General features: G+C 58.3%; 25 protein-coding genes and 4 pseudogenes. 11 read left to right on the top strand and 18 right to left on the bottom strand.

The window, feature by feature from the left end; translation table 11 throughout:
* Positions 1 to 180: 180 nt before the first annotated feature.
* Positions 181 to 1,053, bottom strand: coding sequence for a PD-(D/E)XK nuclease domain-containing protein (locus FN060_RS19405; protein WP_142589653.1), 873 nt, complete (start codon positions 1,051 to 1,053; stop codon positions 181 to 183).
* Positions 1,054 to 1,280: 227 nt separating this feature from the next.
* Here FN060_RS19405 and FN060_RS19400 point away from each other — a divergent pair, with 227 nt between their 5' ends.
* On the top strand, positions 1,281 to 2,345 hold the full coding sequence (locus FN060_RS19400) for a hypothetical protein (RefSeq protein ID WP_142589652.1): 1,065 nt from the start codon (positions 1,281 to 1,283) through the stop codon (positions 2,343 to 2,345).
* Between the two features lie 32 nt (positions 2,346 to 2,377).
* Positions 2,378 to 2,547: pseudogene (locus FN060_RS19395) on the top strand (transposase); the annotation flags it as partial.
* Between the two features lie 25 nt (positions 2,548 to 2,572).
* Here the strand turns inward: FN060_RS19395 and tnpC are convergent.
* The 8 genes and pseudogenes from tnpC to FN060_RS19360 all read right to left on the bottom strand — a co-directional run bounded on the left by tnpC (position 2,573) and on the right by FN060_RS19360 (position 8,047).
* Entirely contained in the window at positions 2,573 to 4,228 is a 1,656-nt protein-coding gene (gene tnpC / locus FN060_RS19390) for an IS66 family transposase (RefSeq protein WP_142589651.1), read from the bottom strand.
* A gap of 45 nt (positions 4,229 to 4,273) precedes the next feature.
* Positions 4,274 to 4,621 (bottom strand): IS66 family insertion sequence element accessory protein TnpB, encoded by a 348-nt coding sequence (gene tnpB, locus FN060_RS19385; RefSeq protein WP_037103542.1) that lies wholly within the window; start codon positions 4,619 to 4,621, stop codon positions 4,274 to 4,276.
* Complete coding sequence (tnpA, locus tag FN060_RS19380) at positions 4,618 to 5,028, bottom strand: IS66-like element accessory protein TnpA (RefSeq protein ID WP_142589650.1); 411 nt, start codon at positions 5,026 to 5,028, stop codon at positions 4,618 to 4,620. Before tnpA ends, tnpB begins: the two co-directional genes overlap by 4 nt.
* Positions 5,029 to 5,607: 579 nt before the next feature.
* Positions 5,608 to 5,892 (bottom strand): annotated as a pseudogene (locus tag FN060_RS19375) (site-specific integrase); the annotation flags it as partial.
* A gap of 438 nt (positions 5,893 to 6,330) precedes the next feature.
* Positions 6,331 to 6,573 (bottom strand): hypothetical protein, encoded by a 243-nt coding sequence (locus FN060_RS19370; RefSeq protein ID WP_142589649.1) that lies wholly within the window; start codon positions 6,571 to 6,573, stop codon positions 6,331 to 6,333.
* A 24-nt stretch (positions 6,574 to 6,597) separates the two neighbouring features.
* The gene (locus FN060_RS23290) at positions 6,598 to 6,852 is read right to left on the bottom strand and encodes a hypothetical protein (RefSeq protein WP_244665890.1); all 255 of its coding nucleotides are present in this window, start codon (positions 6,850 to 6,852) and stop codon (positions 6,598 to 6,600) included.
* Positions 6,849 to 7,595 (bottom strand): hypothetical protein, encoded by a 747-nt coding sequence (locus FN060_RS23285; RefSeq protein WP_244665889.1) that lies wholly within the window; start codon positions 7,593 to 7,595, stop codon positions 6,849 to 6,851. Before FN060_RS23285 ends, FN060_RS23290 begins: the two co-directional genes overlap by 4 nt.
* Positions 7,592 to 8,047, bottom strand: coding sequence for a DUF3846 domain-containing protein (locus FN060_RS19360; protein ID WP_142589648.1), 456 nt, complete (start codon positions 8,045 to 8,047; stop codon positions 7,592 to 7,594). Before FN060_RS19360 ends, FN060_RS23285 begins: the two co-directional genes overlap by 4 nt.
* A 726-nt stretch (positions 8,048 to 8,773) precedes the next feature.
* Here FN060_RS19360 and FN060_RS19355 point away from each other — a divergent pair.
* A complete protein-coding gene (locus FN060_RS19355) occupies positions 8,774 to 9,292 on the top strand; it encodes a helix-turn-helix domain-containing protein (RefSeq protein ID WP_052114374.1) in 519 nt (172 codons plus the stop codon).
* 896 nt (positions 9,293 to 10,188) lie between these two features.
* On the opposite strand, the gene FN060_RS23585 is transcribed toward FN060_RS19355, so the two are convergent.
* The 8 genes from FN060_RS23585 to FN060_RS19315 form a co-directional block, all read right to left on the bottom strand.
* On the bottom strand, positions 10,189 to 10,323 hold the full coding sequence (locus tag FN060_RS23585; protein WP_425312199.1) for an I78 family peptidase inhibitor: 135 nt from the start codon (positions 10,321 to 10,323) through the stop codon (positions 10,189 to 10,191).
* 152 nt (positions 10,324 to 10,475) lie between these two features.
* Entirely contained in the window at positions 10,476 to 10,910 is a 435-nt protein-coding gene (locus tag FN060_RS19345) for a YqaA family protein (RefSeq protein WP_142589646.1), read from the bottom strand.
* A gap of 283 nt (positions 10,911 to 11,193) precedes the next feature.
* Entirely contained in the window at positions 11,194 to 11,673 is a 480-nt protein-coding gene (locus FN060_RS19340; RefSeq protein ID WP_142589645.1) for a c-type cytochrome, read from the bottom strand.
* Positions 11,674 to 11,684: 11 nt separating this feature from the next.
* Entirely contained in the window at positions 11,685 to 12,560 is an 876-nt protein-coding gene (locus tag FN060_RS19335; RefSeq protein ID WP_142589644.1) for a WD40/YVTN/BNR-like repeat-containing protein, read from the bottom strand.
* 17 nt (positions 12,561 to 12,577) lie between these two features.
* Positions 12,578 to 12,775 (bottom strand): heavy-metal-associated domain-containing protein, encoded by a 198-nt coding sequence (locus FN060_RS19330; protein WP_142589643.1) that lies wholly within the window; start codon positions 12,773 to 12,775, stop codon positions 12,578 to 12,580.
* Positions 12,776 to 13,070: 295 nt separating this feature from the next.
* Complete coding sequence (locus tag FN060_RS19325; RefSeq protein WP_142589642.1) at positions 13,071 to 13,676, bottom strand: Spy/CpxP family protein refolding chaperone; 606 nt, start codon at positions 13,674 to 13,676, stop codon at positions 13,071 to 13,073.
* 55 nt (positions 13,677 to 13,731) lie between these two features.
* Positions 13,732 to 14,877 carry a YncE family protein gene (locus FN060_RS19320; RefSeq protein ID WP_183950052.1) on the bottom strand — a complete coding sequence of 382 codons (1,146 nt, stop codon included), beginning with the start codon at positions 14,875 to 14,877 and terminating at the stop codon, positions 13,732 to 13,734.
* Positions 14,878 to 15,910: 1,033 nt separating this feature from the next.
* The gene (locus FN060_RS19315; protein WP_244665888.1) at positions 15,911 to 16,489 is read right to left on the bottom strand and encodes a cytochrome b; all 579 of its coding nucleotides are present in this window, start codon (positions 16,487 to 16,489) and stop codon (positions 15,911 to 15,913) included.
* Positions 16,490 to 17,011: 522 nt separating this feature from the next.
* On the opposite strand from FN060_RS19315, the gene FN060_RS19310 reads away from it, so the two are divergent.
* The 3 genes and pseudogenes from FN060_RS19310 (at position 17,012) to FN060_RS19305 (ending at position 18,682) form a co-directional block, all read left to right on the top strand.
* The gene (locus FN060_RS19310) at positions 17,012 to 17,680 is read left to right on the top strand and encodes an RNA polymerase sigma factor (protein ID WP_142589641.1); all 669 of its coding nucleotides are present in this window, start codon (positions 17,012 to 17,014) and stop codon (positions 17,678 to 17,680) included.
* Between the two features lie 72 nt (positions 17,681 to 17,752).
* Positions 17,753 to 18,154, top strand: a pseudogene (locus tag FN060_RS23470) (EamA family transporter); the annotation flags it as partial.
* Between the two features lie 27 nt (positions 18,155 to 18,181).
* Positions 18,182 to 18,682 carry a DMT family transporter gene (locus tag FN060_RS19305; RefSeq protein ID WP_244665887.1) on the top strand — a complete coding sequence of 167 codons (501 nt, stop codon included), beginning with the start codon at positions 18,182 to 18,184 and terminating at the stop codon, positions 18,680 to 18,682.
* An 18-nt stretch (positions 18,683 to 18,700) separates the two neighbouring features.
* Here FN060_RS19305 and FN060_RS19300 read toward each other — a convergent pair whose 3' ends face one another.
* Entirely contained in the window at positions 18,701 to 19,333 is a 633-nt protein-coding gene (locus FN060_RS19300; RefSeq protein ID WP_244665886.1) for a Crp/Fnr family transcriptional regulator, read from the bottom strand.
* Positions 19,334 to 21,364: 2,031 nt separating this feature from the next.
* Here FN060_RS19300 and FN060_RS19295 point away from each other — a divergent pair.
* The 5 genes and pseudogenes from FN060_RS19295 to FN060_RS19275 all read left to right on the top strand — a co-directional run bounded on the left by FN060_RS19295 (position 21,365) and on the right by FN060_RS19275 (position 24,848).
* On the top strand, positions 21,365 to 21,634 hold the full coding sequence (locus FN060_RS19295) for a DUF2933 domain-containing protein (RefSeq protein WP_142589640.1): 270 nt from the start codon (positions 21,365 to 21,367) through the stop codon (positions 21,632 to 21,634).
* A 91-nt stretch (positions 21,635 to 21,725) separates the two neighbouring features.
* A pseudogene (argF, locus tag FN060_RS19290) lies at positions 21,726 to 22,541 on the top strand (ornithine carbamoyltransferase); the annotation flags it as partial.
* Between the two features lies 1 nt (position 22,542).
* Positions 22,543 to 23,454 carry a carbamate kinase gene (locus tag FN060_RS19285; RefSeq protein ID WP_142589639.1) on the top strand — a complete coding sequence of 304 codons (912 nt, stop codon included), beginning with the start codon at positions 22,543 to 22,545 and terminating at the stop codon, positions 23,452 to 23,454.
* 69 nt (positions 23,455 to 23,523) lie between these two features.
* Positions 23,524 to 24,105 carry an adenylate kinase gene (locus tag FN060_RS19280; protein ID WP_142589705.1) on the top strand — a complete coding sequence of 194 codons (582 nt, stop codon included), beginning with the start codon at positions 23,524 to 23,526 and terminating at the stop codon, positions 24,103 to 24,105.
* Positions 24,106 to 24,407: 302 nt separating this feature from the next.
* Positions 24,408 to 24,848: a universal stress protein gene (locus FN060_RS19275; RefSeq protein WP_142589638.1), complete on the top strand. Its 441-nt coding sequence runs from the start codon at positions 24,408 to 24,410 to the stop codon at positions 24,846 to 24,848.
* The last annotated feature ends 67 nt before the right edge of the window (positions 24,849 to 24,915 follow it).

Below are 24,915 nucleotides of genomic sequence, written 5' to 3'. Positions count from 1 at the left end.
GTTCGCCGGCGATGCCAAGATCCTACCTTCACATCTGCAGCTCTTCCGGCACCGACCTGGATCAGTGGGCTTCGTTTGCCGCTCCGACGATGAAGCCGAACGCCATGCACGGAAGATTGCCGATTTCTTCCAACGAACTGGGTCACGACGGAACATCACTGATGAGACGTTCCATCCTAATCAGATCTTTTCGTGCTCGCAGTCATCACTAGGCCGCGGCTCCGTATTGAATGCTCGTTGTGCCGCACCACCACCGTGAACAAGAACGATCCGCCAATGAGGTCCTATCTCGCTGGTCTGAAATTCCCGTTTGACCTTTTCGATGTGGGCATACTGATCGTGGCAATAGATAACCGCGAAAAACGTGCTGTAGCCGCTGTCATTCACGTAACCGCGGGTATCGGTGTAAAGCTCGTCCACCTTTAGCTTCAGGTCGTTTTCATTTCTTGCAAATTTGTATTCAACCAGTGATTTGATTGACTTAATTGCGAATTCTGGCTTGTACTGTTTCAGCGGGCGCGGAAGGCTATACTGCGGTATCACGTCGTGGAACGCGTAGTTCAGGACCTTGCCGACCGCGGCATAAATTTCTTTTTCGGAGTTCGGAACTGGGATACCGGCGTTCACCAGGATCTTGCGCGTATTTTCAAGGATATTCTGAAGGACGGCGACCGAAGAAATGTCTTTGCCATCGATCATCACATCGATCGAGTTAAAAACGTCCCGAATGTCCCTGAACGACGGGCACTCCAAGTATTCGTCGAAATGATTCCTCACGTGCGTGAGGGTATCTCTGTGCTCATTGAACGTCTCCGAAATCTTCCGGCAAAGCAGCGGGAGCTGCATACGCTCGGCCAATATCGCGACATCGCGGTAGAGCTTCTTGAGGTAGTCGCTCAGCTCACAGTCAAGGTCAATCAGCTCGTCCGTGGGGTCTTCCTTAGCCTCTTCCATAGATCGTGGCTGCAGCGGCAGTAGTCGCCATAAAACGTCTGAAGTTTTGCTGATCGTGGTTCGGATGCTCTCCGCGAGCATTTGTTCTTCGGTGCCCATAAAGTCGACTTCCGTTTCAGATTGTATACGAGTTTTGCGACGCCAGAAGTCAATGCTTTTCTATTTCCCCGACCCTCATGCGACCGAAACATGTGTCGTTTACACGGTGAGGAAAACAACTGGAAAGTGTTCACCAGCACTTTCATTCAAGAATCGACTCTACCATCATATAGGTATTTAGCGTCTATTCGGAGATGACGCCTAGATGACGTGGGACGATACGCGCGATGAAATGGGGAGATAGCAGGCGGGATTTTGACACCATTCTTGCGGTATGGCCGACCTACGATCCTCTCAACGGTTTTTGGGAAATGCTCGAGCTCGCCGTCAGCCAAGTTGGTGCGCCGAAATGGCGTGATCGAAGAATTCCAGCTTCAGACGGTCATGTCAAAATGGACCGGCATTTAGACGCCTATGCCGCCTTTGCGGCGAGCGCGAATTTGAATGCGCGCTATGCATCCGAACTTCAGCTCAGCCCGATAGGAGAAGATCTCCGGCGTTCGCTGCAACTAAAGATGTCAAAGGCCCTCCAGGCAAAGGACCGATTGCGGACCGAGGAAGCGCTGATGCTTGCCGAAGCCAAGAGGCGCAAAGCCGCAGTACCCGCTCCCGCTGCATCAGAACTGCAGCTCACCAAAAGGGCAGAACCGTTTCGGGAAGCTCTCGCAGTGGCATTGTCTGAATATCCCTATGTGACCGGTATTCGGGTGGGAGAGCTCCGCGAAAGGATTGCAATGGGCAAATTCTACGAAGGTGTCTGGGACGTGCTGGCAAACGGCAATCTGCACAAGCGTGGCGCCACACTTATCGAGCGATCGAAGATCGCATCTGGGTTCGATCTGAACCCGACTGAACATTGGGGAGAGGTAAAGGCGAAAATTCGCCAAGCCCTGCTTCCCCGCGCAAATCAGTTGCTTCAGCTCGCAAGCGTCCGGCGTCTGCTTGACGAAGCCCTAGCACGTGGCGAGCGGGTCCTCGTCTGTAACGGCGTCGTCTTCTGGTATGAGCAGCACGGGCAAGTTGGCTGGCAGGTCAAGACGACGAATAGCGACCAGTCTGACGACGGGACTACCCTTTGGACTGAAGGGACGATCGTTTCCGCGAACCACGGTCGCTTGGTGATCTTGCCGTTCATCAAGGAAAACGGCGAACATGTGAAAGGCCACACGCGAAACGCCCCAAATGATGGTCCTGCCAAGCCGAGACACCCGAGCCAGTACGTCGAGATACCCTTCAAGGTATTGAGCGGCGATCTCATGATCGGGCTATTCGGAGAACTGCCGTACGAATAAATTCAGGGTCTGACTCATGAGAGCTCATGACGGTCGAACGCCTCAACGGCGAGATCAAGCGATGCACAGAGGGTATCGGCAGCGCATCTTCCCAAACGATGACGCCATCGTCAGGCTGGTCGGGGCACTGCTGCTCGAACAAAACGACGAATGGGTCGTCCCACGATCCCGCTACATGACCCTTGAGACCATCGCTACAATAGTAAGCATCCGGCGAAGGCCGCAGGTCAGGCCGCTTGAGCGTTTAACGTTCTGGGTGTCCAGTTCCACGGAAGCAATTGCTCCAGCTTTGTGGTCGGCGTGTCTGCGATTGTGGCAAGGACGTGGGCAAGCCAAGCGTGGGGATCGACGTCGTTGAGCTTGGCGCTGATGATCAGCGTTGCCATGAAGGCTGCACGATCAGCACCGCGATCCGATCCGGCAAAGAGCCATGACTTCCTGCCCAGCGCGAAGCCTCTGAGCGCTCGTTCGGCGGCGTTGTTTGTGAGGCAGACACGGCCATCGTCGAGGAATGACGTAAAGCCATCCCAGCGCTTCAGCATGTAGTCGGCTGCCTCAGCGACCGGAGAGCTGCGCGACAGCTTTGCCCGCTCATTTTGGAGCCAGTCGTGCAGTTCTTCAACGAGAGGCAGGCTGTTCTTACATCGGTGCTCCAGTCGCTGTTGGGCGGCAAGACCGTTGATCTCCCGCTCGATGTCGAACAGGGCATCGATCCGCTTGACGGCCTCCAACGCCATGGGTGAGATCGGCGCGGCCTTGCTTCCACGTTTGGCGTTCGTGGCAATGTCGGCCAGCACGAAGAACTTGCGGCGTGAATGTGCCCAGCAGAGTGCTTGGCGCAGCGGTGCGGGATCGCGATCTACTTTGTAAAGCGGGTTATAGCCGCCATAGGCATCGGCCTGCAGAATACCGGTGAAGGTCTTCAGGTGGCGCTCGGGATGCTCCTGTCGCCGGTCTCGCGATGCGTAGAACAGTGCCGCAGGCGGTGACAGCCCGCCGAACGGTCGATCATCCCGAACATACGTCCAGATGCGGCCCGTATCGGTCTTTCCCTTCGCCAGGATCGGCACGGTCGTGTCGTCGCCATGCAGCCGCTCGGCGGCCAGGACATGAGCCTCGATCAGCGAATGGATCGGCTTGAGGGCTGCGGCACACGCGCCGACCTGATCGGCCAGCGTCGACAGGCTGAGGTCGATGCCCTCGCGGGCATAGCGTTCGCTTTGGCGATTGAGCGGCTGATGCTGGGCGAACTTCTCGAACAGGATCATCGCCAGAAGGTTGGGGCCAGCAAAGCCGCGAGGTGTCACATGGAAGGGTGCAGGCGGCTGCGTGATCTTCTCGCACTCGCGGCAGGTGAACTTCTCCCGCACCGTCTGGATGACCTTCCACTGACGCGGAATGACCTCCAGGGTCTCCGTAACGTCCTCACCGAGCTTAGACAGCTTGGCCGAGCCGCAGCAGGGGCAACTGGCTGGGGCGGCGATAACGACACGTTCGCGCGGCAGGTGTTCAGGAAAGGGCCTGCGGGATGGCCGCTTGCGCTCGAAAGCCCTGACACTCGATGCCTTGGCAACCATCTCTGCCGCGAGCTCGTCCTCGCCAGCATCAGCTTCGAGTTCTTCGAGTTGCAGCTCCATCTGTTCGAGTAGCCGCGCCTTGCGCTCAGAGCGACTGCCGTACAGCTCCCTTCGAACCTTCTCGATCTCCAGTTTCAGCCGCGCAATCAGCGCCTCCGAATGCGACACGAGCGCCTTTGCGCTGGCAGCTTCCGCCTTGGCAGTCGCCGCTTCTACCTCGGCAGCAACACGCCGCGCACGCTCTTCAGCCAGCAGTGCGAGCGCACTGGCAAGGTCACCCGGGAGCTGTTCGGCGGGGTTGTTCATGGCGAGATGGAATCATATTCGCCCCCGCCATTCCAGCGTTTTTGCTCATCCGGCCGAAGTTGGTCGCCAGGTCTTTTGCGGCATCCGCCAGTCGATACCCTCCAGGAGATAGCCAAGCTGCCCCGGCGTGATCACCACCGTCCCATCGGCCGCCGATGGCCATATGAAGCGTCCCCGCTCCAGCTTCTTCGTAAACAGGCAGGCTCCCTGGCCATCGTGCCAGATGACCTTGATCAGGCCGCCGCCACGCCCTCGGAACACGAATAGATGGCCACACATTGGATCGCGCTTCAGTGTCTCTTGCACCATCAGCGACAGACCGGGAAAGCCCTTGCGCATGTCCGTATGGCCGGTCGCCAACCAGACCTTCACACCAGCAGGAACAGGGATCATCGCCGACCCAGCACGCAGTCGAGAATGCGACCGAGCGCCTCCGTGTCGATGTCGCTGTCCACGCGGACACGACGACCACGGCCTAGCTCAATCGTCACATCGCTGCGCTTCCGGCGGGGTTGTGACGGAACCGGCGTTTCCGGGGCAGCGGATTGGGCTGCCGGCGCGGTCTCCGACACGATCACGGGCACCAACGTGCTCGATACCTGCTTCGACGGCTCCTCGATCCGGCACAGTTCTTTGCGCCAACGAAAGAGCTGGCTGACATGGATACCGGCGGCGCGGGCTACCTCCGAGATCACAGCGCCAGGTTCAAAGCAGGCAGCAACGAGCCGCTCCTTCTCCTCCCGAGACCAGCGTCGGCGGCGCTCGACAGACGTGATCACTTCAATCGGATGCTTCGTCATATGACTACTCCTAGTGCTACCACTAGGACTTCCGATGTTCGCATCAACCTCGCAAGGCGGCCCTCACCGGGCGCTTACGGGCTGGATAGGGTCATCGACGATTTGACGCGGTGCAATCGGCAGCCAGAGGTTTTACGTCTAAGCTGTGGACACTCGTCTGTCGGGGTTTTTCCTTACAACGTAATCGCAGCGAAAAAGGTACTGAATTTCCTAACCGACGATACGCAGTTAACTCGCTAGGGCTTCTAGAGCCGGTTCTCCAATGGAGCGTGGTATCAAGATTTGATTGATGCGCGCGGACTTAAGAATGTCATGGTGCCTGTGGGGGTCAATGCAAGCGCCGGAGGATGCCCGCAATCTCCAAGATACAAGATCTTTACAGTTGTAAAGTAGTCGAGGGATCTGCCTCGCGAGTGATTGGCATCGGCGCAGATCCAAGTTGCGCAAAGGTGGAAAGCAGGTCCATACAGCCATGCGAGGCATTTCGTGTATCCCGCGCGTACCGATCAGAATGGTCTGCACCGATATAAAAGAGCCTCAGCAGTATGAGGCATCCATTAGTTGATTGGCTGTGATAGGCTATAGTAGTCGCGCCGCCCGACCGCTGCGCGTAGTCGCATTGTTATGGTAGCTTGATGCCGGCTGGAAAGAGCGGTGGCGTGACTGCTCCATCGCTTCAGGAAGAGAGATGCCGCGGTTGGCGGCTTCAGTGAAGTATCCTGATCGTAGCCCGTGGGCCGACAAATCTGTTGGCTCAAGCCCGGCCATTTCCGCTCGTTTCTTGACGGTCGCGTTCACCGCGGCAGGCTCCAGTGCCCGTTGGGACACGTTCCCCCAACGGTCGATCTTGCGGAACACACTGCCGCTAAGAAGCGTCCCGAACCACAACGCGTATTGGTCGGTTTGCTCATCAGGGAACGCCTGCAGAAAGAAGGTCCGCAGCGGCGGATCATATCCGATCACGGCGTTCTCGTCGGTGTCATCGTCGGCCTTCACGGTCACGGTGTAGCGGCTCAATGACATGTCTTCCTTGTGCTTGAGAAAACGATGAAAAGGCCTTATATTGAGGGAGTGGGACGGCGCGCTTTCGCCCGCCGCCCCTGCTCTTAAAAGATGACTTGGACCCGGAACATGAGTGACCAGCTCTTCCGGGTCTTCGTCATTTTAAGAGTGATGGTCAGTGGAATGAACCACATCACATCAACTCCTTTCGAGGGCGAGGCCCGTCGCCTCGGTCTGGGCAGCCTATTCTCCCAGATAGCGCGGGCTGGCTCCGCGCACGCTGCTTCCGCCCTCAAAACTCTATCTGCCCTTGTATAGCGGCATTATCCGCTTGTTGCGAAGCTGATCCCGGCTGGTTTCGAACGTGTAGCCGTCCCAGTCCTTCCAAGCTTCCCGGCCTGTCGCGGTGGCGCGACCATACCAGACGCGCACTCTGACTTTACCGTGTCCGTGGTCTTCGACAACCTCAACCGTATGGCTCCCTCCTAGCCCGGAGGGCGTGTCGAACACTTCTATTCTTCGACGCTCGGTCCTGCTCTTCATTTTGGATCCTCTGGATACCAGGTATTAAGCGGCGGTGTCGCCGCTGATCGATCTCAAGACGCACTTGGCCGCATAGCGTCCGGCCTCGTTCAAGTTGCGCTGCCAAGCCCCCTGCGAAGGGGACCAGCGGAACCCGTGAGATTTCAAGGTGCGCCGCGTCTGTTCGTCCGGCTTGCCGGGAAACAGCAACTGAATGCGTGCCACGTCGGTATTTTCCTTGACCGTGACGGCTCCTGCCTCCGTCTCGACGTCCTCGGCGCGGTCGCCGCGCTTCTTCATGGCCGCCAGCGAAGCGAGGCGGGATGCATCCGGCGCAGCTCGGCGCGGGTGTTGGTGGTGGAAAACCCGCGCCGGTTTTGCCAAGGGGCTAGCTGGACGCCACGCGCTGCTCTCTCCTCGTCCATGCCGGTTTCGGCCACCACACGGGCCAGAATGTCGGCTTCGCTCGCCTGATCCTTCTCCATTTGGCGAATGATGACATTCGCCCGTTTCATCCGGTCGATGGACAGTGCCAGGTCTTCGATCCGCGAGGCGATGCGCTGCATGGCTGCCGGGTCGCCGGAGCGGATCGGCTCGTCATCGGTCCCGTGGGGAAACGCCTTGCGCTTCACTGCCTTTTTCGCAGTCGCGATATGGGCTGAGATGTCAGCACGGCGGGCGTCTGAAACTCGCATCCGCTTTTCATTGCGGGCGACGGGAAAACGCGCAGGTCCGGTGATAAACCAGTTCATGCAACGGCCTTCCGCTGCCCAATACTTGCGGGTGATCTCGACATGACGGCGGGCAAACGCCTCTAGTTCAGCATCCGGCAGGGGCAGTTTTGCTTGCTCCCACAGCTCCACCATGTAGGCGGCAAAGCCGTTCAGGCGCTCTGCCAGCCCCTCCAGTTCGGAAAGGGTGCGCCGCTCCGGAAAATGAGTAAGGGCATGGAAGCTATGTTCGATGTCCTTCGCCGCGATGGTCGCGGCAAAGGTTCCGGCGAGAATGGACAGGGTGCGGTCCTCGACAACAGCGACGATCATCCGACTACCCCCGCCATGACGGTTGGGTGAGTGCGGGTGATGCGGGTCTGGAACCCGATCAAAGCGCCGCCCAGAATGACCCCATTGGGGGAATGCTCGTCTGCCTTGGCAAAGACCGGATCAAGAACCGGCTTGCAGACGTTCAGGCGGGCCGCTGCTTCCTCAATGCTGATCTGCGGCGGTAGGACATGCGAGCCGTCCAGGCTGGCAAGAACGATCTTTCCAGCCAATGGCTGCGGGTAGCCATCAAAGACAGTGAAGGCGGTCAAGCCGTCGCGCAAACCCTCCTCATCGACGATAAGAACGTGGTTCGTGTCGAATGGCACCACCTCGACAAGCTGGCATCCAATCAGCCCGTAGGTCTGAGAGAATGCGCTTGGCGCGGCGACCTCTGCGGCTTGAATGGTCCCGGCTTCCGGGTCCAGCAGGTAAACGGTTGCGGTTGTGGTCATAGTCTAGCCCTTTCTCCAATTCCGCGAAGCGGTCTTCTCGTGCCCCTCGTGGGCAGGAGCCCCGCTCCTGCTCCCGAGCTCGCGCGGAGCAGCGGGGGAGAGGGTGGCAAGGGGATAAAAACGGAGGGGGGTCGCCCGCCCGAGGCAGAGCCGAAGGGGCGGCGCGTTAGCGGCGATCCTGCACGAAAGCGCGGCCTTAAGGCTGCGCGAAGGAAGGACGGGGAGACCGTTTTTTCCCCTTGTGAGGGAGAGGGGGCGGCGCTCCTCTTTCCCTCATCAAAAGAGACAGACAGGACGCCTACGGCGTCACTGCTTCATCGTGAAGGCGACCGGACTAACGGTGACTTGTGCTGATGGCGGTGAGGAGCTTTCAAGTTGCGGAAAGGCCGCCCCGATCAGGCGGGGCGGCCTCCGTAGGCACGCGACAAGAAAGGGCTAGAGACTTGCCACGACCTGACTTGATCAGTAGCCAATATGGGTCGATCGGGAGAGGCTGTAAATGCTGGTACCGATTTTTGCCCAAGATGCATGTGATTGAAGGCGAAGCCGCAGCGCAACCGATCGTCACCCGAATGGGCGGAGACAGCGCCTGCTGGCTCCGTGCCGAAGGCATAGAGCGGGCTCGCAAAGCGATGCGCTAAAGTAGCTATTCAGGGTAGACTTTCGAGGTACCATCTTTATTTGTTCCAGAGGAATAACGATTAATTTCCAGTGTGGTTGGTGGCAATGGCAGGTTTCGGACTCGAGCAGTGGGTAAGCTATCTCGGACTTGAACGCGTTGACGACCCGAACAAAGATTATCCGGTTTATCGCAAGCGGCTCGACGGAAAGATCATCGATCTCAAGGAACTGGATCTGCTCGTTGCTCAGAGACTGCGTGACCTGCGAACCGACCGACAGATTGCGCAAGCCAAAGTCGCTACACTGCTGGGGGTGAAAGAGGCGACCTATTCCCGTTACGAGAACGCCTCTTCCTTGATGACCGTCGGACGGCTGATCCACGTTTTCGAGGTTCTGGATATCACTCCGGAAGAGTTCTTCGATCCCTTCGTCAACGAACGACCTATTCATCCCAAAGGCAAGTCACGAAAAGACGTGAGAAACAAGCTGATGGGAGAAACGGTCGACCACCTGAAGAAGCTCGACGATACGGCCTTGAAGATGGTGCATGACCTGGTGATAGCCATGGAGCCCCGGACGATCGGAAGGCAGAAAAGAAATGGCGCGGCGAAAGCCGCGCCATGACACTCAACGGGTTGGCTTTGGTTTTCGCCGTGAGCCGACCGCTCCGAGCGAACAGTTAGCGCCCATGACCCATCAATGCGAAGCTAGGAACCGATGAATGGGAAGCCCGAGACAGTTCAGTCGCGAGATTCCACGACGGGCAAATAGGCTACTAACAGAGCTTTATGACAATCTCCCGGAAAGTGAAGATCGACCATTCAAGCTGAAGGCAACGTTTCTGCTGTCCGTTGCTACCTCCATAATCTCTGTCCCATATGAGCGGTCAGCTGATGGCAAAGAGCATCTAGGCGACGAAGACCATGCCGACTGCATAAGACAGGCCACCCATTCGGCAGATCCCATCAGCAGCTCCCCGTTTTACAGTGGTACATGCCGATTTCGTTGCGCAGCGGCGAAATTGGGGGAACCGCGCATCATTGACGCGAACCCTCCCTTGTCGGTGTAATGGTTGATGTTGAGAGAGATTTTACCTCTCCGTATCTCTCCATCACTTCAGATAGGAACCTGAGACTCCTCACGGCGTTCTGGCGACGGAGGGGCAGCGATGACAGATAGACCTCACGTATTCAGGCAGCTAGCCTGTAGTGACATGTTGCGTAAGGCAGCGCAGGCCCATGTGAAGCATCAGCCGATACAGAATGATGATCGGATCAATTCCCTCCTGGAACGGTTGTCTCAGGCTGAAGCTCGCAGCACTGCACCAGAAGAGAAAGACCCTTAGAACCGGAATGCAGATTGAGCAGCTTGCAGGCCGCCTATCGCTTCCCCATATGGAATCTTGACCGACGAAGCGGGTCCTCCCAGCCGCCGCGTCGATCGTTCCCTCTGGAGGCTTAGACCTTCACACCTCAAGGGCCGCGGCTACCGCTGGCCCTTTTTCTTTGGCGACAGACAAATCAGCCGCAGGTGGCCCGCGTGACCCGCCCCGACGCCGGATCAGTCTCGATCGTCACCCGATCCTCTCTAAAGTCCTGCGTCACCATATCGCCAGGTTGGATCTGGCGAACCGTTTTGGCGCCGGTCCGCTGCATAGCCGCTTCGTCTGCCGGTTTGGGTTTGCCCACCAAACTAGGTAGGCCGCGAGCAGCATCCAGTCCGCGGTTTTGCGAATGTCCTGATCCGGTCGGCGAAAGCCAAGTAGATTTCGCGTTGGATCGCGATGAGGTTCTGGACCAAACCAACCTCACGCCAGGCTCAAGGTGGCCACGGCCAGCACAAGATAGCGCGCTGTCTTGGCAATTGTGACGAGGAGGACGAAGCTCCACAACGGCTCGCGCAGCACGCCGGCGGCGACCGTCAGCGCGTCGCCGCCGAATGGCGCCCAACTCAAAAGCAGGCTCCACCGCCCCCAGCGCCGATACCAGCCCGTGGCGCGATCGAGCATGGATGGAGTGACAGGAAACCAGCGCCGGTCCCGAAACCGCTCGATCCCGCGCCCCAATGCCCAGTTGACGATAGCGCCGAGCACGTTGCCAAGGCTGGCGACGGCGACTAGGAATAGCGGCGATTGCGTCCCCGCGACAAGCAAGCCGACGAGCGCTGCTTCCGACTGCGCCGGCAAGATGGTGGCTGCGACGAAAGCGATCGCGAACAATCCGAGAATCGCGAAATCATCCACGCCGGATACCAGAATTTGTTGAGAATTGAGCGTTCATGCGGCGATGGCGCGCGCTAAGGATACAGTCAAGGCGCGAGTCCTCTCTACCCATGGAGATGCAAGCCGTTGGCGCCGAAGCACCTTCCGCGTCACAATAGTAATCGTGCCGACCGGTTTGGTTCAGGCGCGGCTTTTTTTCACCAGACGATCTCCTGAATAGTCGAACGCCCGCTCGGAACAAAGCCCGGAGGCCTTAGTTAAATCGACTGTCTGCTCGATGCAGCCAGCCGGTAGCCGTATATCGTCAAGGATTGGAGCGCTTCCTCAACTCGTCCACCCGGTTCAGCTGATCATGCCGACGACGCATGTCTTCGGGCCAAGTTGCCTTGATGTAGGAAAGGGCTGCGATGATCTCGTCATCCTCAAGCAAATTTTCAAAGGCGGGCATGCGCGTCTTGTAGTTCTTGAGGTTGGCGGCCTTGGCAACGCCGAGTTTGGTGACGTCGAAAAGAACCCTGTCCGGATGATGCCAGGTGTGGCCGCTTGCGTCGTGCGGCGGCGCCGGTAGAAATCCTTCGTTGTCCGGGGACTTCCAATCTGGCTGTCCTTCGAGGTTTCGGCCATGGCAGGAAGCGCAATGTTCCAGGTAGACGACCTGTCCGCGACCGACGACGCTGGCATTCCCCGCCTTGAGCAAGGCGTCTGATCTGCTGTCGAGAACAAGAAAGACTCCAACCGCCGCCGCGGTGACAAGTGCGAACGTCCCAAGCGAACGCCGGCTCATTGCCATCAGCCTCATTTGCCGAATTCGACCCATGTCTTTCCGCCGTCGGTGCTGGCCAGGATCGCGCCTTTGTGGGAGGCGGCGAACATTCTGCTCTTGTCGGCCCGATCGACGGCAAGGTGCAGCAGGATTCGATCACCCCAGGAATCCGAGACGGTCTTGAAGTCCAGGTCCGCTTCGGCGGAGCGCACGAGGCCACGCCCGAGGACGAACGCGTAGAGCGAACCATCTGGCGTCACCTCGACGAGACTTACCGGAGCGCCTGCAAGGATTTCTTGCCAGCTCTGTCCGCCGTCAAGGCTTGCCAGCAGCCCGCCCTCGGTTGCGGCGTAGACAGTATCGGGACTGGCGGCCGACGCGGCCAGGTCGATCAGCTTTTGCGGCAGCGGTCCCGCGATCGACCATGTCTTTCCGGCGTCGCGTGTTACCTGCAGCGCCCCATAGGCGCCGTAGATCATTTTTGGATCGGCGGCGCTGACCGTCATCTGGTGGAAATCAACGGGGCCGTCGACGCCTGCAGCCACCTGCTGCCATGTCACGCCGTTGTCGCTGGAGGCGATGAAGCCGAGATTGCCGCCGCCTGCGGGATGGCCGCTGGCGAAGAGCCGGCTGGGATCGGTCGGATCGGGGGTGAAGCCCATGAAGTCCTGCACCGGAGACACAAGTTCCACCTGCCCGTCAGGGCCAGAGCGGAACAGGCCGTGGTGTGTTGCGATCAGAAGCTGGTCCGGGCTCCGGCGATCGACCGCCAATCCGTGAACGTGGGTGCGCTCCTGCAGTTCCAAGACTGAAACGGTCTCGGCCACCGTTGCCGGTGCAGTCGCGGTGGCCGTGCCCACAAGGCCTGTCATCAGGGCTGCGACAATCATTCGCACGAATTCTTTCACCTGTTCTCTCCTTCCCCTCAGACCGCCTTGTTCGGATCACCTGCGGAGCCGACCGACTTCGAAATTTCGGCGGCAACCGCGGAAGTCACGATCGACCCGGTGTTCGATGCAAGGTCAACTGCAACGGTCGCCTGGCTGTCGGCGCAATGTATCGCCTTCTTCGCCGCGCCCGCGCAATGTCCGCAGGTCATGTCGGGCACCTTCCGTTTCGGCATTCCAGTCGTCTTCGTTCGGTCGGCACGTTGAAGCGATCATAGGGGCTCCAGTAGATGGAAGGTCAATCCCCTTGCTCGATCACGGATGCATTATCAAAGGAACCGCCCTGTTGAAGTGGGAGGCCGATTCCGACAATGCAAAATTTGCCCTTTCGACCGTCACGACGATAAAGCCTCCACAGACGGCACTAGGGCCTTTCAAAATGAAATTGAATCACCCCATTTCATTAGTTCCGACATGTATCGCAGTGTCTCCCTGCGGCGAGCTGGCGCCGCAGGAAGATGGTGTTGCCGTTCACATCATACCCATCGGCATCAACAGTTCGTCGGCCGTCTTCTTCTGGGTCTCATCCAGCGACTCATAGAAGGGCTCGAGCGCCGAGTTCAGGCGGCGCAAACTGTCAAGGCGGGACGACAGCATGCGCTCCAGGTCGGCAAGCGTCTGCGGAAGCGGTTTCGACGAAGCTCCTGGCTGCATCATCCCGCCCATCATTGCGGGCATCATGCCCTTGGACCCGATGGAATTCGCACGCAGGACCTCGGCGACGACCTCCCAGAGCGGTTGCTGCGCGTCGGTGACCTTTAGCTCGGTCCGCAGGAAGGCGATCCTCCCTTCCACATGTTCGGGCGACATCATCTGCCGCATGGGACCGCTTGCATCCATCTCGATTCCGCCTGCCCTCATCCCGCGCATCATCTGCTCCATCATCTTCATCATGTCCCCGCCCATCATCCCCGAGGCGCCACTGTCGGACATGGTGGCCGACGCACCCGCCTGCGGGGCCATATCGCCTGTGAGAGATTCCGCGGTTCCGGAAGGCTTATGGTGGGCCTCCTCCGCTAGAGCGGGCGTTGAAAGCAGCAGTGCCGCTGCAAGAATGGTCTTCACGAGACTGGTCATGTTTTTGCTCCATCGTTTGGTGTGAAAGCGGGCGGCGGTACGCCGCCCGTCTGGTTCAACGCGCCTGATAGGTGATCCCGTTGGGGCCCTTGCCGACCCGGTAGGTGCGAACGACGGACTGGCTTTCGAACGAAATCTCTGAAACAGTGCCTTCGACGATGTTGGTGACAAAGACGAATGCACCGTCGTCGCTGACGGTAACGCCATGAGCCCCGGCGCCCGTCCGAATCGTCTTGACGACGTTTCCGCCTGCGACGTCGATGACCGAAACGGTGTCATCTGGCTCTTCTTCAGTGCCCTGGTTGGCAACATAGACGAAGCGACCGTCTGGAGTCGCGTGTACCTGGATGGGAGAGCGGCCGACATCGATGCGCGCGGCCACCTGTCGGGTGGCGGTGTCGATCATTGCCACCTTGTTCTCGTCTCGCAAGGAAACGTAGACGCGACTCCCGTCGGGTGTGAAGCCAACCTGGACCGGTGCGACGCCGACTTTGATGCGGGCGGTTTCGGAGCGAGAGGCCGTGTCAATGACCGACACGGTGCCGTCTTCGACGTTAGCGACATAGATGGACTTGCCATCCGGGCTCATCCGCAGGCCATGCGGGTAGTCGCCAGTCGCTACAGCGGCTACGGTTTTGCCCTGTTCGAGGTCGATGACCGACACCGTGTCATCCTCGGAATTGGTCACATAGGCAAGGCCGCCTTCCGCATCGGCAATCACATGTGCGGGATGGCCGCCGACGGCGATCGAGGCCTTCGGCTCAGACGTGATGTCTGTCGTGTCGAGGACGACCAGTTCGCCCGCGGTCGCAGCGCCGTGACCTCCGCCACCGTGTCCGCCATCGCTATCGCCGTGGGCGTCGTCTTTTCCGTTGGAGCTTTCTCCTCCGTCGGATACAGGCAGCCCAACTGCGAGCAACAGATTTTTGCCGGGCACGAACTGGACATTGTGGGGCGTGATCCTGACTGGAAGGATTTCCACCGTCCCCGTTCCCACGTCGATCCGGCTAATGGTGTTTCCATATTCATCTGCCGTGTAGACGAAGCCGAAGTCCGCAGGCTCCGCCCCCGCTGGCGGCGCAAATGACATCGCCATAGCCGTCGCGGCGCCAAGCATCAAAGTCACGAGATATCGTGAAAATGTCGTTCGGCTCTCTGCGGCTTCGATTGCGATAACATTCTTGGAAGTGTTCCTTGTCATAACCTTATGCTCCTTGGCTCTCAGCCGTCATACGGGGCAAGGATCATCATGCCCGTCGCCGCAAGAGAGATGATGGTGGTAATGGGATGGTCAGGTTTCCGGGGTCAGGAACTTCACCTGAACAGGTAGTTCATGATCAATGCTCTCGTATTCGCGAATCCGGCCATTTAGGCTGACTTGGAACGCACGAAACGGAGAGCATGCGCTCAAGCGGTCACGAAGAGACGCGGAGGCCGCAACTGACGTTGGGCGCCGCCAGGTTCCGATGCCGGAAAGGTCGTGACGCCAAAAGTCTCCACCGGCAGGGCGGCGGCGAAACTTTGTGAGGGTAACGGGGCACAGATGCCGCATCTAGGATGAGCAACGCAGCAGTTGCCGTCGCCGCGCTCCTCGTCATCACATGGCACCGGATGTCCGTGATCGGAACTGCCCGTAAAGTTGCCATTCTGCACACCATATTGCGCTTCGCCAACCGGGAAGGCATGCACGTGGCTTGCACCGTAGAGAAACGCGCTGGCAGCGAGGAAGGTCGATATGCACACGATGAGCCAGCAGCGGGTAGCGAACGGAACCTTTCCATTCCGCTTGCTAGAAGTCCTCGACATTCTGGCGACTGCCCTCACGGCGGTGCGTCCTCACGGTGCCTAAAAGCCCTCAACACGCTTAAATGTAATCCGAACGCAACCGTAGCAACTTGCTCCAGATCAAACACCGATCGATTCGATGTTATCAGATCCCCACGAAAAGCGCCCAAGATGAAAGCGCATTTCCGGTTGGCTGACGAGTACCGGCATCAACTGCCAACAGAAGGATATGCCGATGGCAGCGGCGGCCAAGAGACGATCGCAATCGCCCGGGTCTGTCGACTATAACGACAGTCGAGAACCCGCGCTCAGCGCCAGTGCCGACGCAGGCTATGCCGCGCGTTGAAAGAAGATGGAACTCTCCCTTAGGATACGGTGGCAAGGGGGTCCGCTATGCCGTAATCGTTGGTGGCAGGCTTTGGGCGATGAACGGGTGAACACATTCAAATCTAACCGGCAAATCCACCGTCCTCAGCCTTGGCTTCGCGCGAACGCCTGAACAGCATCCCGCTCATCACCCCGTCGCGAAACAGCACTGCATGCATTGCGGCAACCAGCACGTGCACAGCAACCAGCGTGGCAAGCACCCAAAACAGCGTGCTGTGGACGGCGATGAAGTCTCGGGCGTTCAGGCCCGCAAAGGAGGGCGCTTTGGGAATCGGCAAGCTTCCGAACAGGCGTGCCGGCGGCATCAACGGCATCGGACGATAGGCGAGCCAGCCGGTTATCACAACAGCAAGAACAAATGCATACAAGCACCACTGTACAAGGGCCGCGGCAGCTCGTGCGGGCAATGAGGGGCTTCGGTCAGGTGCACGTGTACAGACCCGAATAACAAGGCGGAACACGGTGAGAAGAAAGATCAGGACGCCTGTAGAAATGTGCGAAGGAAGCCACAGCATTGATGCCATCCCAGAGCCCTTCATCGGGCCAAAAGACAGCGCGATCTGTATTGCGAACGTCACCACGCTTAACCAGTGCAACAGCCGGATCGTGAAGGGCCACCGCAATCGAGATTTATCTGCCACGGCCGAGCCAGCCTACCAATTTGACCAATCGAACTCCTCACCGGACGCCCGACTACGGACAGTCGCCATCAAACATGACACCAAGAAATAACCGGCCCGGTGGACCATAGCAACTACGAGGCTGCGGGGGTTGGAGAAAGGTAGCCGCTACATTGTGGGTACTCGCCCCACAGACCACTTCGGCTCAGGTTTAGGGTAGTCAGCGCTTGGCGCACAATGTAGCAGCTCCGGGATCGGATCACAGTGCGCAATGATAAAATGCTCCCAGTGCAGTTCCTCCGTCCCACATTCGCAGTCAAAGATTTCCCCATTGCCGCGACGTCGCTCTGCCAAAGTCTCGGCGCAGCGACGTGGTTTCGCTAACCGGTGTGCTGCATTTCCACCCCTATCTCGAAGTGACGCACCGAATAGTCGAGCAAGGTTGGGGAAATGGAAAGATCTTGATCTAGATTAAAGAATTACACCGGGCGGTAACAGACGATAAGTTTGAGCAGGCTCTGGCTCACTAGACAGGAGCATTTAATGACCCGCAATGAAGATGATGAAACGTTAGGAAGGATTTGGGAAGGCGACGGTGCCAAGCCGCACGATGCAGCCGTCCAGCGAGCGTTGGTCGAGGTACGGCAAGAAATAATGCGTTTCCTTAAAAATCGGCTCCGCGACCGGGACGAGGCGGAGGAAGTGCTTCAACGGTTCTCCTTGCGCGCCTTGGAGCGGTCATTTCAGCTTCGCGACGTTCGTACTATGCGTGGCTGGTTAGGGAGGATTCTTGCAACGACTATCGTCGACCATCAGCGAGACAGGATAAGGCGTCGCAAGCGCGAAACAGAGGTCGATCCCGACAGTTTAGAGAACCATTCTGCCGAGTCCGACCTAGGGCTTGACGCAACCATTTGCAATTGTCTGTACCGCTTACTGCCTACGATTAAGGCGGAGTATGCGGACATCATTTGGCGCGCGGACATTCTCGGCGAGCCACGCGATCGGCTTGCCGCAAGCCTAGGAACCTCGCTGAATAACATCACCGTCCGGTTGCACCGAGGTCGTCGCGCGCTTCGCAAGCGCCTAGAGGAGATGTGCCGGACCTGTCCCATCCACGGTTTTCTCGATTGCTACTGCGAAAAGGCGGAGCAGATCGCCGCTGTACGTGCTGCCATTTCAAGTCACGAGAAGTTACCAAGAGACATATAGCGACCCACTCTTTTTGGATCGCCGAAAGTGTTGTCATACAGAAAAGAATCAGGTGACCTGTCGTCGTGGTGCATGGAGCAATCGTTTACGGCCGGCGAGGTCGCTGGGTGGACGGATGATGGTTTCTCGCTTCACACTGATTCTCCTGCTGGTCGCTTTTCTCAACGCTCTCTGCTTTCCACTCATCACGCTCGGCCTGACACACGTCTCGCATATGACTTTCGCACTTTCGCGACACTGAGGGCTGTTTTGGCAGGCTTGGCTTTGGGCGTGGTCGCAATAATGCTTCGGCGGCCCATTCCAACTGATTTCCGATCGTGGGTTGCTCTCGCGCTCATTGGCCTTGGAGCCACCACATCGGCCTATTTCGGGATGTTCCACGCTGCTGAATTTGTTTCGCCAGGGCTCGCGACTGTCATTGCCAATAGTCAGCCCCTGATCGCGGCCGCGCTAGCATTTGCATTCCTCTCGGAACGGTTGCGACCCGCACAATACGTTGGATTGGCGATCGGGTTCCTCGGGATCGTCGCCGTTGCCGTGCCTCAGTTCGACATCAAGCAAGGCTTCGATGGCATGATAGGACCGGCATTCATCGTCTTGGCAGCCGCTGGCCTCGCCGTTAGCAATGTCCTGATGAAAGGTATCAGAAACCGAATTGACCCTTTGATCGCAATGTCGGCGCAGCTTCTCCTCGGAGCAATCCCTCTGGCAGTTATGGCGTTGGCGCTGGAGCAGCCGTTTCAGATACACCTTTCGTCGGACTTCGGGTTCTCATTGATCGTTCTGGCCCTTCCCGGAACAGCCTTGGCGTACTGGCTCTGGTTTTGGGTGCACGATCGCGTTCCGCTCAGCCAAGCGAATGCATTCACCCTCCTGACGCCGGTCTTCGCCCTGCTGCTCGGTATCGGGTTTTTCGGCGAGCAGTTCGGACCCTCGCTGGCATTCGGTCTGGTCTTGACAGCGATCGGCCTCGTGATCGTGGAGCGCTATGGCGGACCCTGATTGGTCCGAAGGGGACGTTCAGGTTGATCGCCGCTCAAACCATGACATCGCGGTTTGCGGGTCAACCCCGGCTACCTCGATCAATCGATCGGGATCGAGTATTCGGAGTCGCCGATAGTGGAAATGCACGATTTTGTCTTTGCGCAACGTGCTTAGAACACGGTTCACGTGAACGAAGGTAAGGCCCGTGGCGTCCCCGATCTGCTCCTGTGTGAGCGGGATTACCATCTCCTCAATGCGGTTGCCGGGCCATTGGGCCCGATGGCGCGTGAACAGTTCAAGAAGAAGGTACGCGACGCGCTCTCGCGCGGTGCGACGCCCGATACTCGTCATATGGTCATAGGCTATACTAGTGTCACGGGCCAGTGTGCGCACCAGCCGCATGCTGACCTCGGGATCGTCCTTCAAAACGGTTGTCAGCACAGTGTTCGGGATAACCGAAACAACCACTTCCGTCAGGGCCTGCGCCCCGTAGCTGATTTTAGCCCCGTTTGAAGTCGGCACTCCCATGACCGCTCCTGGTAGCGCGAAATGGACGATCTGCCGTCTGCCATCTTCAAGCAGGGTGTAGATCGCTACCCAGCCGGACAGAAGGTTGAAGATCGACTTGCTTGTCTCGCCGATGCGGAACAGGTCCCGCCCAGCCGACATCCTGCGATCTCCCGTTCGAAAACGCGGGAGAAGCCGGTAGGCATCCGTCGACGGCGGCAATCCTATCACCGGAGCCCAAGCCTCGCTGTCGGCTCCGTCATTCGGGCGCTTTGGGCACCTGCTCAAATCATCAAGCGGACCGCCCGAAGGGCGTGCAGCTTCCTGTGCCGTAAGTCCTTGAAACATGGTCTACTCCGTCCACGTTGGAACTCATCGGTCGCGACAAGAGCGACAGTGACGTTACCTCATGTGGTAAGGACGCTCGATCCCAACTTTTATTACAGTCGCCAGGCGTGCTTCCGCTCCGGTGGCTGTGTCCGCAACCAGTTTATTGATCTGATGAAAATCCTCGCTCCGGCAACAACGCCGTTGTCGTGCTTTGCCATCCCTAACTTTCCGACGCGGAAAACCAGACGAACAAACACCCGCGCCTTGGTCAGGACAGCGAGGAACGACCTAGAGGCGATGGGATCGTGGGACCGGAGGATCTCGGCCAAGAATGATTGACCTGAGGCAATCGTCACCAAGAGCGGGGATGGCCGAAGATTCACCTAATCTCCAGGTGAACTCGGCTCGGTGCCCGGCTATGAGCACCTGGCATGGCGAACATACTACCATGCAGCATGTCCGTTGGGAGGAGCAGTCATTCGGGGGCAATGGCGCGGGGAATTCGGGACTTAGGGCCATCTGACGCTGGGAGATCGAATGAACAGGCGCGAAACTTCCCTCATGCGCCAAGGCCAGCTTCCCCTGCATGAAGAAGGAAACCGTGCAAACGACCAGCAATGCCAGTAGCTTGAGCATGTGCACTTACCCACCGCCTCCCGACTGTTTCGCGCAACTCCCATATTTGCACGGCAGGATTCCATCCTGTCGCATGTCATGCAAGGTCGCACCATCGCACATATTGCCTACGGACACTTTGACCGGGATCAAAGAGATCGCGGGGCGGCTGGGGCTGAGCAACTACCATTGCCCGCGAAGCAAATTGCAAATTGGCGGCAACGATGGTTGGAGCGCACTTGATCGAGATTAAAGTGCATCCCATCCACGCCGATCATAATTATTAGGAAGTGGGAGAAATGAGCGGTGTTCCACGAGCCAAGAATGGTATCGACAGCCTCGCCAGCGTTTGATCTAAAGCGTTGCGTAGCCCTGCTGGTCTCTCGCAGCCAAAGAAAGGCTGTGCTAAGCCCCTTCTTCGCCAAAAGCGATGGCTTGCTCGTCGTCGATCCAGCGTCACGTAAGCGACGGTTCCGTTCAAACGCAGCTAGAACGAACGAGTCAACCTGCGACTTGATCCTTGCCAGTGGGTCAATTCGGTTGATCTGCGGATATGTCGGAGCATCCGAGCGCGACAAGCTCTGCGCGGCCGGGGTCGACGTCCGGATCGGCTCCTGTGCCCGGACGATTAGCGAACTTGTTACCTCTTTTGAGACTCTACCACCGGCCTGACGGCCTGTTAGAACGCGCGGTGGGGATCAGCTACCACTTGAATGCATTCGACACTTTTAACGAAATCAGGCTCCCCGATAGTTACGGCGAGCGCCGGCTGGCGGTTGATGACGTGGAGGCTCGTTTCAATGTCTTGACAGGCTGATTGGCACTGTCGAGGTTTCACCCTCTTCGGTCACGGTCAACGCGGCGCGTCCCCAAGACGACACGAGAACAACGAAAGCCCTTTTGACGAAAACTGTATGCGAAATGGTAGCTGATGGCGCTGAGCCGAAGATTGATCTTGGTTAAAGTTTGCCGCCGCTGTGGCGACAGTCACACGGTCATCCCCCGTCTGGCCGCGGCGGTCGCCGGCCAATCGCAACTACGCCAAGTGCCCGTGAGCTGCGGCGGACAGTTTCGCTCGCCAAGGTGCAAGCCCAAACAAAACTATAACAGAGATCAAGGTTTTTGCTTTCCAGTGCACACATTGTTGTCCCCGCAATCGATGCGGGACCGCTGCTCCGGGCTTGACCCCCAACCGCTGCGTCGCCTGCGTTGGGACGCAATCGCTGTGCAGAAAGGCGGACAAAGACCATGCCACCCAAGATTAGACAGCCGAGCAACGACGACCAACCTCTGCGGCGCATCTCCGCCACGAACATCGCACTATGGGGATTTCTGGCCATCGGCACCTTTTACCTGATTGCCGAGCATCGGGCCCATCTGCTCGGGTGGCTGCCGTGGCTGATAATTCTCGCTTGTCCGCTCCTCCACTTCTTCATGCACGGACGCCACGGCGGACACGACCATCGAGGCGGACGCTCATCTTCGCCGAGTCCGAAGCGTCCTCCCCATCAACATTGAGAGTTTCAGGAACAAAATCATGCATGAGGACATTCCTGCATATGGGCTTTGGTCCCTGGTGATTCTCAACTCCGCCGTTTTCATCTTCTTCGCGTTCGAGGTGGCCGCCTATGACCAGGGAGCGCATGTCACCTACCTGGGACCCACAGGGACTCAAATTGGCAAAAAAGAGTCGATGAAGGATACAGCGCGTGTGCTCGGGCGCATGTATGATGGCATCGAGTATCGCGGCTTTGGTCAGGAACAGGCCGAAACGCTGGCAGCCTATGCCGGCGTTCCTGTCTATAATGGCCTGACCGACGAGTCCCATCCCACCCAGATTCTTGCCGATTTCCTGACAATGCGGGAGTACACGCGAAAGCACCTCTCGCAGGTCGCCTTTACCTTTTTGGGTGATGCCGGCAACAACATGGGAAATTCCCTGCTCACCGGAGCGGCTCAGATCGGCATGGACATTCGTCTGGGGGCGCCGAAGGCATGCTGGCCGGACGAGGAACTGGTGCGGCAATGCCGCCAGATCGCGGAAAAGACCGGTGCGAAGATTACCCTGACCGAAGACCCTGTCGAAGCGGTCAAGGGATGTGATTTCGTATATACGGACGTGTGGGTGTCGATGGGTGAACCGGATTCGGTTTGGGAGGAACGCATAAAGCTGCTGATGCCCTACCGTGTCACTGCTGATCTAATGGCGGCGACTGACAACCCGCACGCCAAGTTCATGCATTGTCTACCCGCCTTCCACAATCGGGACACTGAGATTGGCGAGAAGGTCTTCCGACAATATGGGATCGACAGCATGGAGGTGAGCGAGGAGGTGTTCGAGTCGGAAGCCTCAGTTGTTTTCGATCAGGCCGAGAACCGGATGCACACGATCAAGGCGATCTTGGTCGCCACCTTGGGGTCCTGATATGAAAGTTATCATAGCCCTTGGGGGAAATGCCCTGCTCAAGCGCGACGAGCCGATGACGGCGGAGGCGCAGCGGGCGAACGCGCGTACAGCGGCCATCGCACTTGCCGAGGTCGCACGCGATCATGACATCGTTGTCGCTCACGGAAGCGGACCGCAGGTGGGCCTGTTGGCGCTTCAGGCCGCCGCTTACAAGGAGGTGCCGCCTTTTCCGCTCGACATCATCAGCGCCGAGAGCATCGGTATGATCGGTTATCTGATCGAGCAGGAACTGGCCAATGCACTGCCCAAGGATGCGAGGCTCGCCACCCTACTCACTCAGATTGAAGTCGTTCGAGACGATCCCGCGTTCGCCCGGCCAGAAAAGCCGATCGGTCCGATCTATGAACTGGCCGAAGCCCAGAAGGTCGCACAACTCCATAACTGGCCACTCGTAGAGGAAAGCCCAGGCAAGTGGAGGCGCGTGGTTCCTTCCCCCTTGCCCGGCAGGATCACCCAGATCGAAACCATCCGCCTTCTTGTGGACAATGGCGTCACCGTCATCTGCGCTGGGGGCGGTGGTATTCCGGTGATCCAAAACGCTGCCGGCGACCTTGAAGGCGTTGAGGCCGTGATCGACAAGGACCGCGCAGCCGGGCTTCTGGCCGAGGAACTGTCGGCCGATGCGTTCTTGATGTTGACGGACGTCGATGCGGTCTACGAAGGATGGGGAACAGAGCGGCAGCGACGGATCGACCGCGTTCGCCCCAACGAGATCGACCCCGCTGATTTCCCGCCCGGTTCGATGGGACCGAAAGTTGAGGCAGCGGCAGCGTTCGCGTCAGTTCCCGGGCGGCTTTCCGGTATTGGCAAACTTGAAGACGCGCTTGCCATTCTTGAACGGCGTGCCGGTACGACATTTTCGCGCGAATAAGGTCACCATTCTCAACACGAAGGGTTGTTTGTTCAGGAAGTCGAAGATCCGAGGAGTAAAAACGAGACAATGAGACTGATATTGTTCGGACCGCCGGGAGCAGGGAAGGGAACGCAGGCGCAGCGATTGGCCGAACGCCACTCCATTCCTCAGCTTTCCACAGGCGATATGCTGCGCGCTGCAGTGACCAACGACACCGAAATCGGGCGCCGGGCCAAGGCGATCATGGATCGCGGCGAACTCGTACCCGACGATGTAGTCAACCAGATGGTATCCGACCGGATCGATCAAGAGGATTGCCGCAAGGGCTTCATTCTAGACGGCTTTCCCCGGACGGTCGCGCAGGCGGAAGCCCTGACGGCGATGCTGGAGCAAAAGGGCGTCAAGATTGATGCGGTGATCGAACTGAAGGTCGAGCAGGCCTCGCTCATCAAACGAATGGAAAAGCGCGTCGCCGATACGCTGGCCGCTGGCGGCACGGCTCGTAGAGACGACAATCGGGCTACCTTTGCCAGGCGTCTCGACGAATACCGGCATAAAACAGAGCCGCTGTTGAACTACTATCGCCGGAGAGGAGAACTCGTTACGATCGATGGTATGCAGGGCATGGACGTCGTTATGCGCGACATTGAGAACGTATTGACAACGTAGTTTTGGCTAAGTGGAGTACGTTTTCCTGGCGCAGTCTACAGCCCGCGTCGCAATCGGAGACTTTTACTCGCTGAAACATCGATCTATCGAGTTTTTCAGTGCGTTGACGTCTGGGGGTACCGAAGCATGCTGGCGGACGAGGCGCTGGGTGCGGTAATGCAGTCAGATCGAGGAAAGCTGAGTTCGCGTCAATTGCCGGCCGGCTTTCTGGTATCGGCAAACTTGAAGATGCGCGTGCCATTCTTGAACGGCGCGCAGGCACGACATTCTCACTCGAATGATCCAGAACGGATACTACAGCTATGTACAAGCATATCCTCATCGCTACGGATGGTTCGGAAATTGCCCAAAAAGGTGTCGATCACGGGCTCTCGCTCGCAAAGAATCTCGACGCCAAAGTCATGGTGGTCACAGTCACCGAGCCGTTTCCGATTTACGCGGGAGAAGGCTGGGCCCTTGGACCCGGCGACTTCGAGCGCTACGATGCAGACCAGATCAAGTTCGCGCAGGAACTGCTCGCTCCCATCAAGGCGAGCGCCGACAGACTAGGCGTTACGTGCGAAACGCGCCACGTTCCTAACCGCCGCCCGGCGGAAGCGATCCTTGATACGGCGGCTGAGGAAGATTGCTCCCTGATCGTTATGGCGTCCCATGGCCGCCGGGGTCTCGAACGCCTCTTTCTGGGCAGCCAAACCCAGGAGGTGGTGAGCCGCTCATCGCTTCCTGTCCTCGTCGTAAGATAGTTCGACAGCGGATGACCACCGCTTCGAACGTGACCTTCGATCCAATTTCGAACTCGGCCGTGGCCAC

Source organism: Pseudorhizobium halotolerans, assembly GCF_902153235.2.
GTDB classification, from domain to species: Bacteria; Pseudomonadota; Alphaproteobacteria; order Rhizobiales; family Rhizobiaceae; genus Neorhizobium; species Neorhizobium flavum.
Note: the sequence above shows the minus strand (reverse complement) of the source record. Positions and strands in the feature narration are given on the sequence as shown.

Excerpts from the sequence above, each read along its gene's own strand:
- FN060_RS19275 (WP_142589638.1), top strand. The coding sequence starts at position 24,408 with ATGTACAAGCATATCCTCATCGCTACGGATGGTTCGGAAATTGCCCAA.
- FN060_RS23585 (WP_425312199.1), bottom strand. The coding sequence starts at position 10,323 with ATGCAGCGGACCGGCGCCAAAACGGTTCGCCAGATCCAACCTGGCGAT.
- FN060_RS19310 (WP_142589641.1), top strand. The coding sequence starts at position 17,012 with ATGACCCGCAATGAAGATGATGAAACGTTAGGAAGGATTTGGGAAGGC.
- FN060_RS19405 (WP_142589653.1), bottom strand. The coding sequence starts at position 1,053 with ATGGGCACCGAAGAACAAATGCTCGCGGAGAGCATCCGAACCACGATC.
- FN060_RS19300 (WP_244665886.1), bottom strand. The coding sequence starts at position 19,333 with ATGTCGGCTGGGCGGGACCTGTTCCGCATCGGCGAGACAAGCAAGTCG.
- FN060_RS23285 (WP_244665889.1), bottom strand. The coding sequence starts at position 7,595 with ATGATCGTCGCTGTTGTCGAGGACCGCACCCTGTCCATTCTCGCCGGA.
- FN060_RS19400 (WP_142589652.1), top strand. The coding sequence starts at position 1,281 with ATGAAATGGGGAGATAGCAGGCGGGATTTTGACACCATTCTTGCGGTA.
- FN060_RS19325 (WP_142589642.1), bottom strand. The coding sequence starts at position 13,676 with ATGACCAGTCTCGTGAAGACCATTCTTGCAGCGGCACTGCTGCTTTCA.
- FN060_RS19280 (WP_142589705.1), top strand. The coding sequence starts at position 23,524 with ATGAGACTGATATTGTTCGGACCGCCGGGAGCAGGGAAGGGAACGCAG.
- FN060_RS19320 (WP_183950052.1), bottom strand. The coding sequence starts at position 14,877 with ATGACAAGGAACACTTCCAAGAATGTTATCGCAATCGAAGCCGCAGAG.
- FN060_RS19285 (WP_142589639.1), top strand. The coding sequence starts at position 22,543 with ATGAAAGTTATCATAGCCCTTGGGGGAAATGCCCTGCTCAAGCGCGAC.
- FN060_RS19355 (WP_052114374.1), top strand. The coding sequence starts at position 8,774 with ATGGCAGGTTTCGGACTCGAGCAGTGGGTAAGCTATCTCGGACTTGAA.
- FN060_RS23290 (WP_244665890.1), bottom strand. The coding sequence starts at position 6,852 with ATGAAGAAGCGCGGCGACCGCGCCGAGGACGTCGAGACGGAGGCAGGA.
- tnpC (WP_142589651.1), bottom strand. The coding sequence starts at position 4,228 with ATGAACAACCCCGCCGAACAGCTCCCGGGTGACCTTGCCAGTGCGCTC.
- FN060_RS19360 (WP_142589648.1), bottom strand. The coding sequence starts at position 8,047 with ATGACCACAACCGCAACCGTTTACCTGCTGGACCCGGAAGCCGGGACC.
- FN060_RS19295 (WP_142589640.1), top strand. The coding sequence starts at position 21,365 with ATGCCACCCAAGATTAGACAGCCGAGCAACGACGACCAACCTCTGCGG.
- FN060_RS19330 (WP_142589643.1), bottom strand. The coding sequence starts at position 12,775 with ATGCCGAAACGGAAGGTGCCCGACATGACCTGCGGACATTGCGCGGGC.
- tnpB (WP_037103542.1), bottom strand. The coding sequence starts at position 4,621 with ATGATCCCTGTTCCTGCTGGTGTGAAGGTCTGGTTGGCGACCGGCCAT.
- FN060_RS19340 (WP_142589645.1), bottom strand. The coding sequence starts at position 11,673 with ATGAGCCGGCGTTCGCTTGGGACGTTCGCACTTGTCACCGCGGCGGCG.
- tnpA (WP_142589650.1), bottom strand. The coding sequence starts at position 5,028 with ATGACGAAGCATCCGATTGAAGTGATCACGTCTGTCGAGCGCCGCCGA.
- FN060_RS19370 (WP_142589649.1), bottom strand. The coding sequence starts at position 6,573 with ATGAAGAGCAGGACCGAGCGTCGAAGAATAGAAGTGTTCGACACGCCC.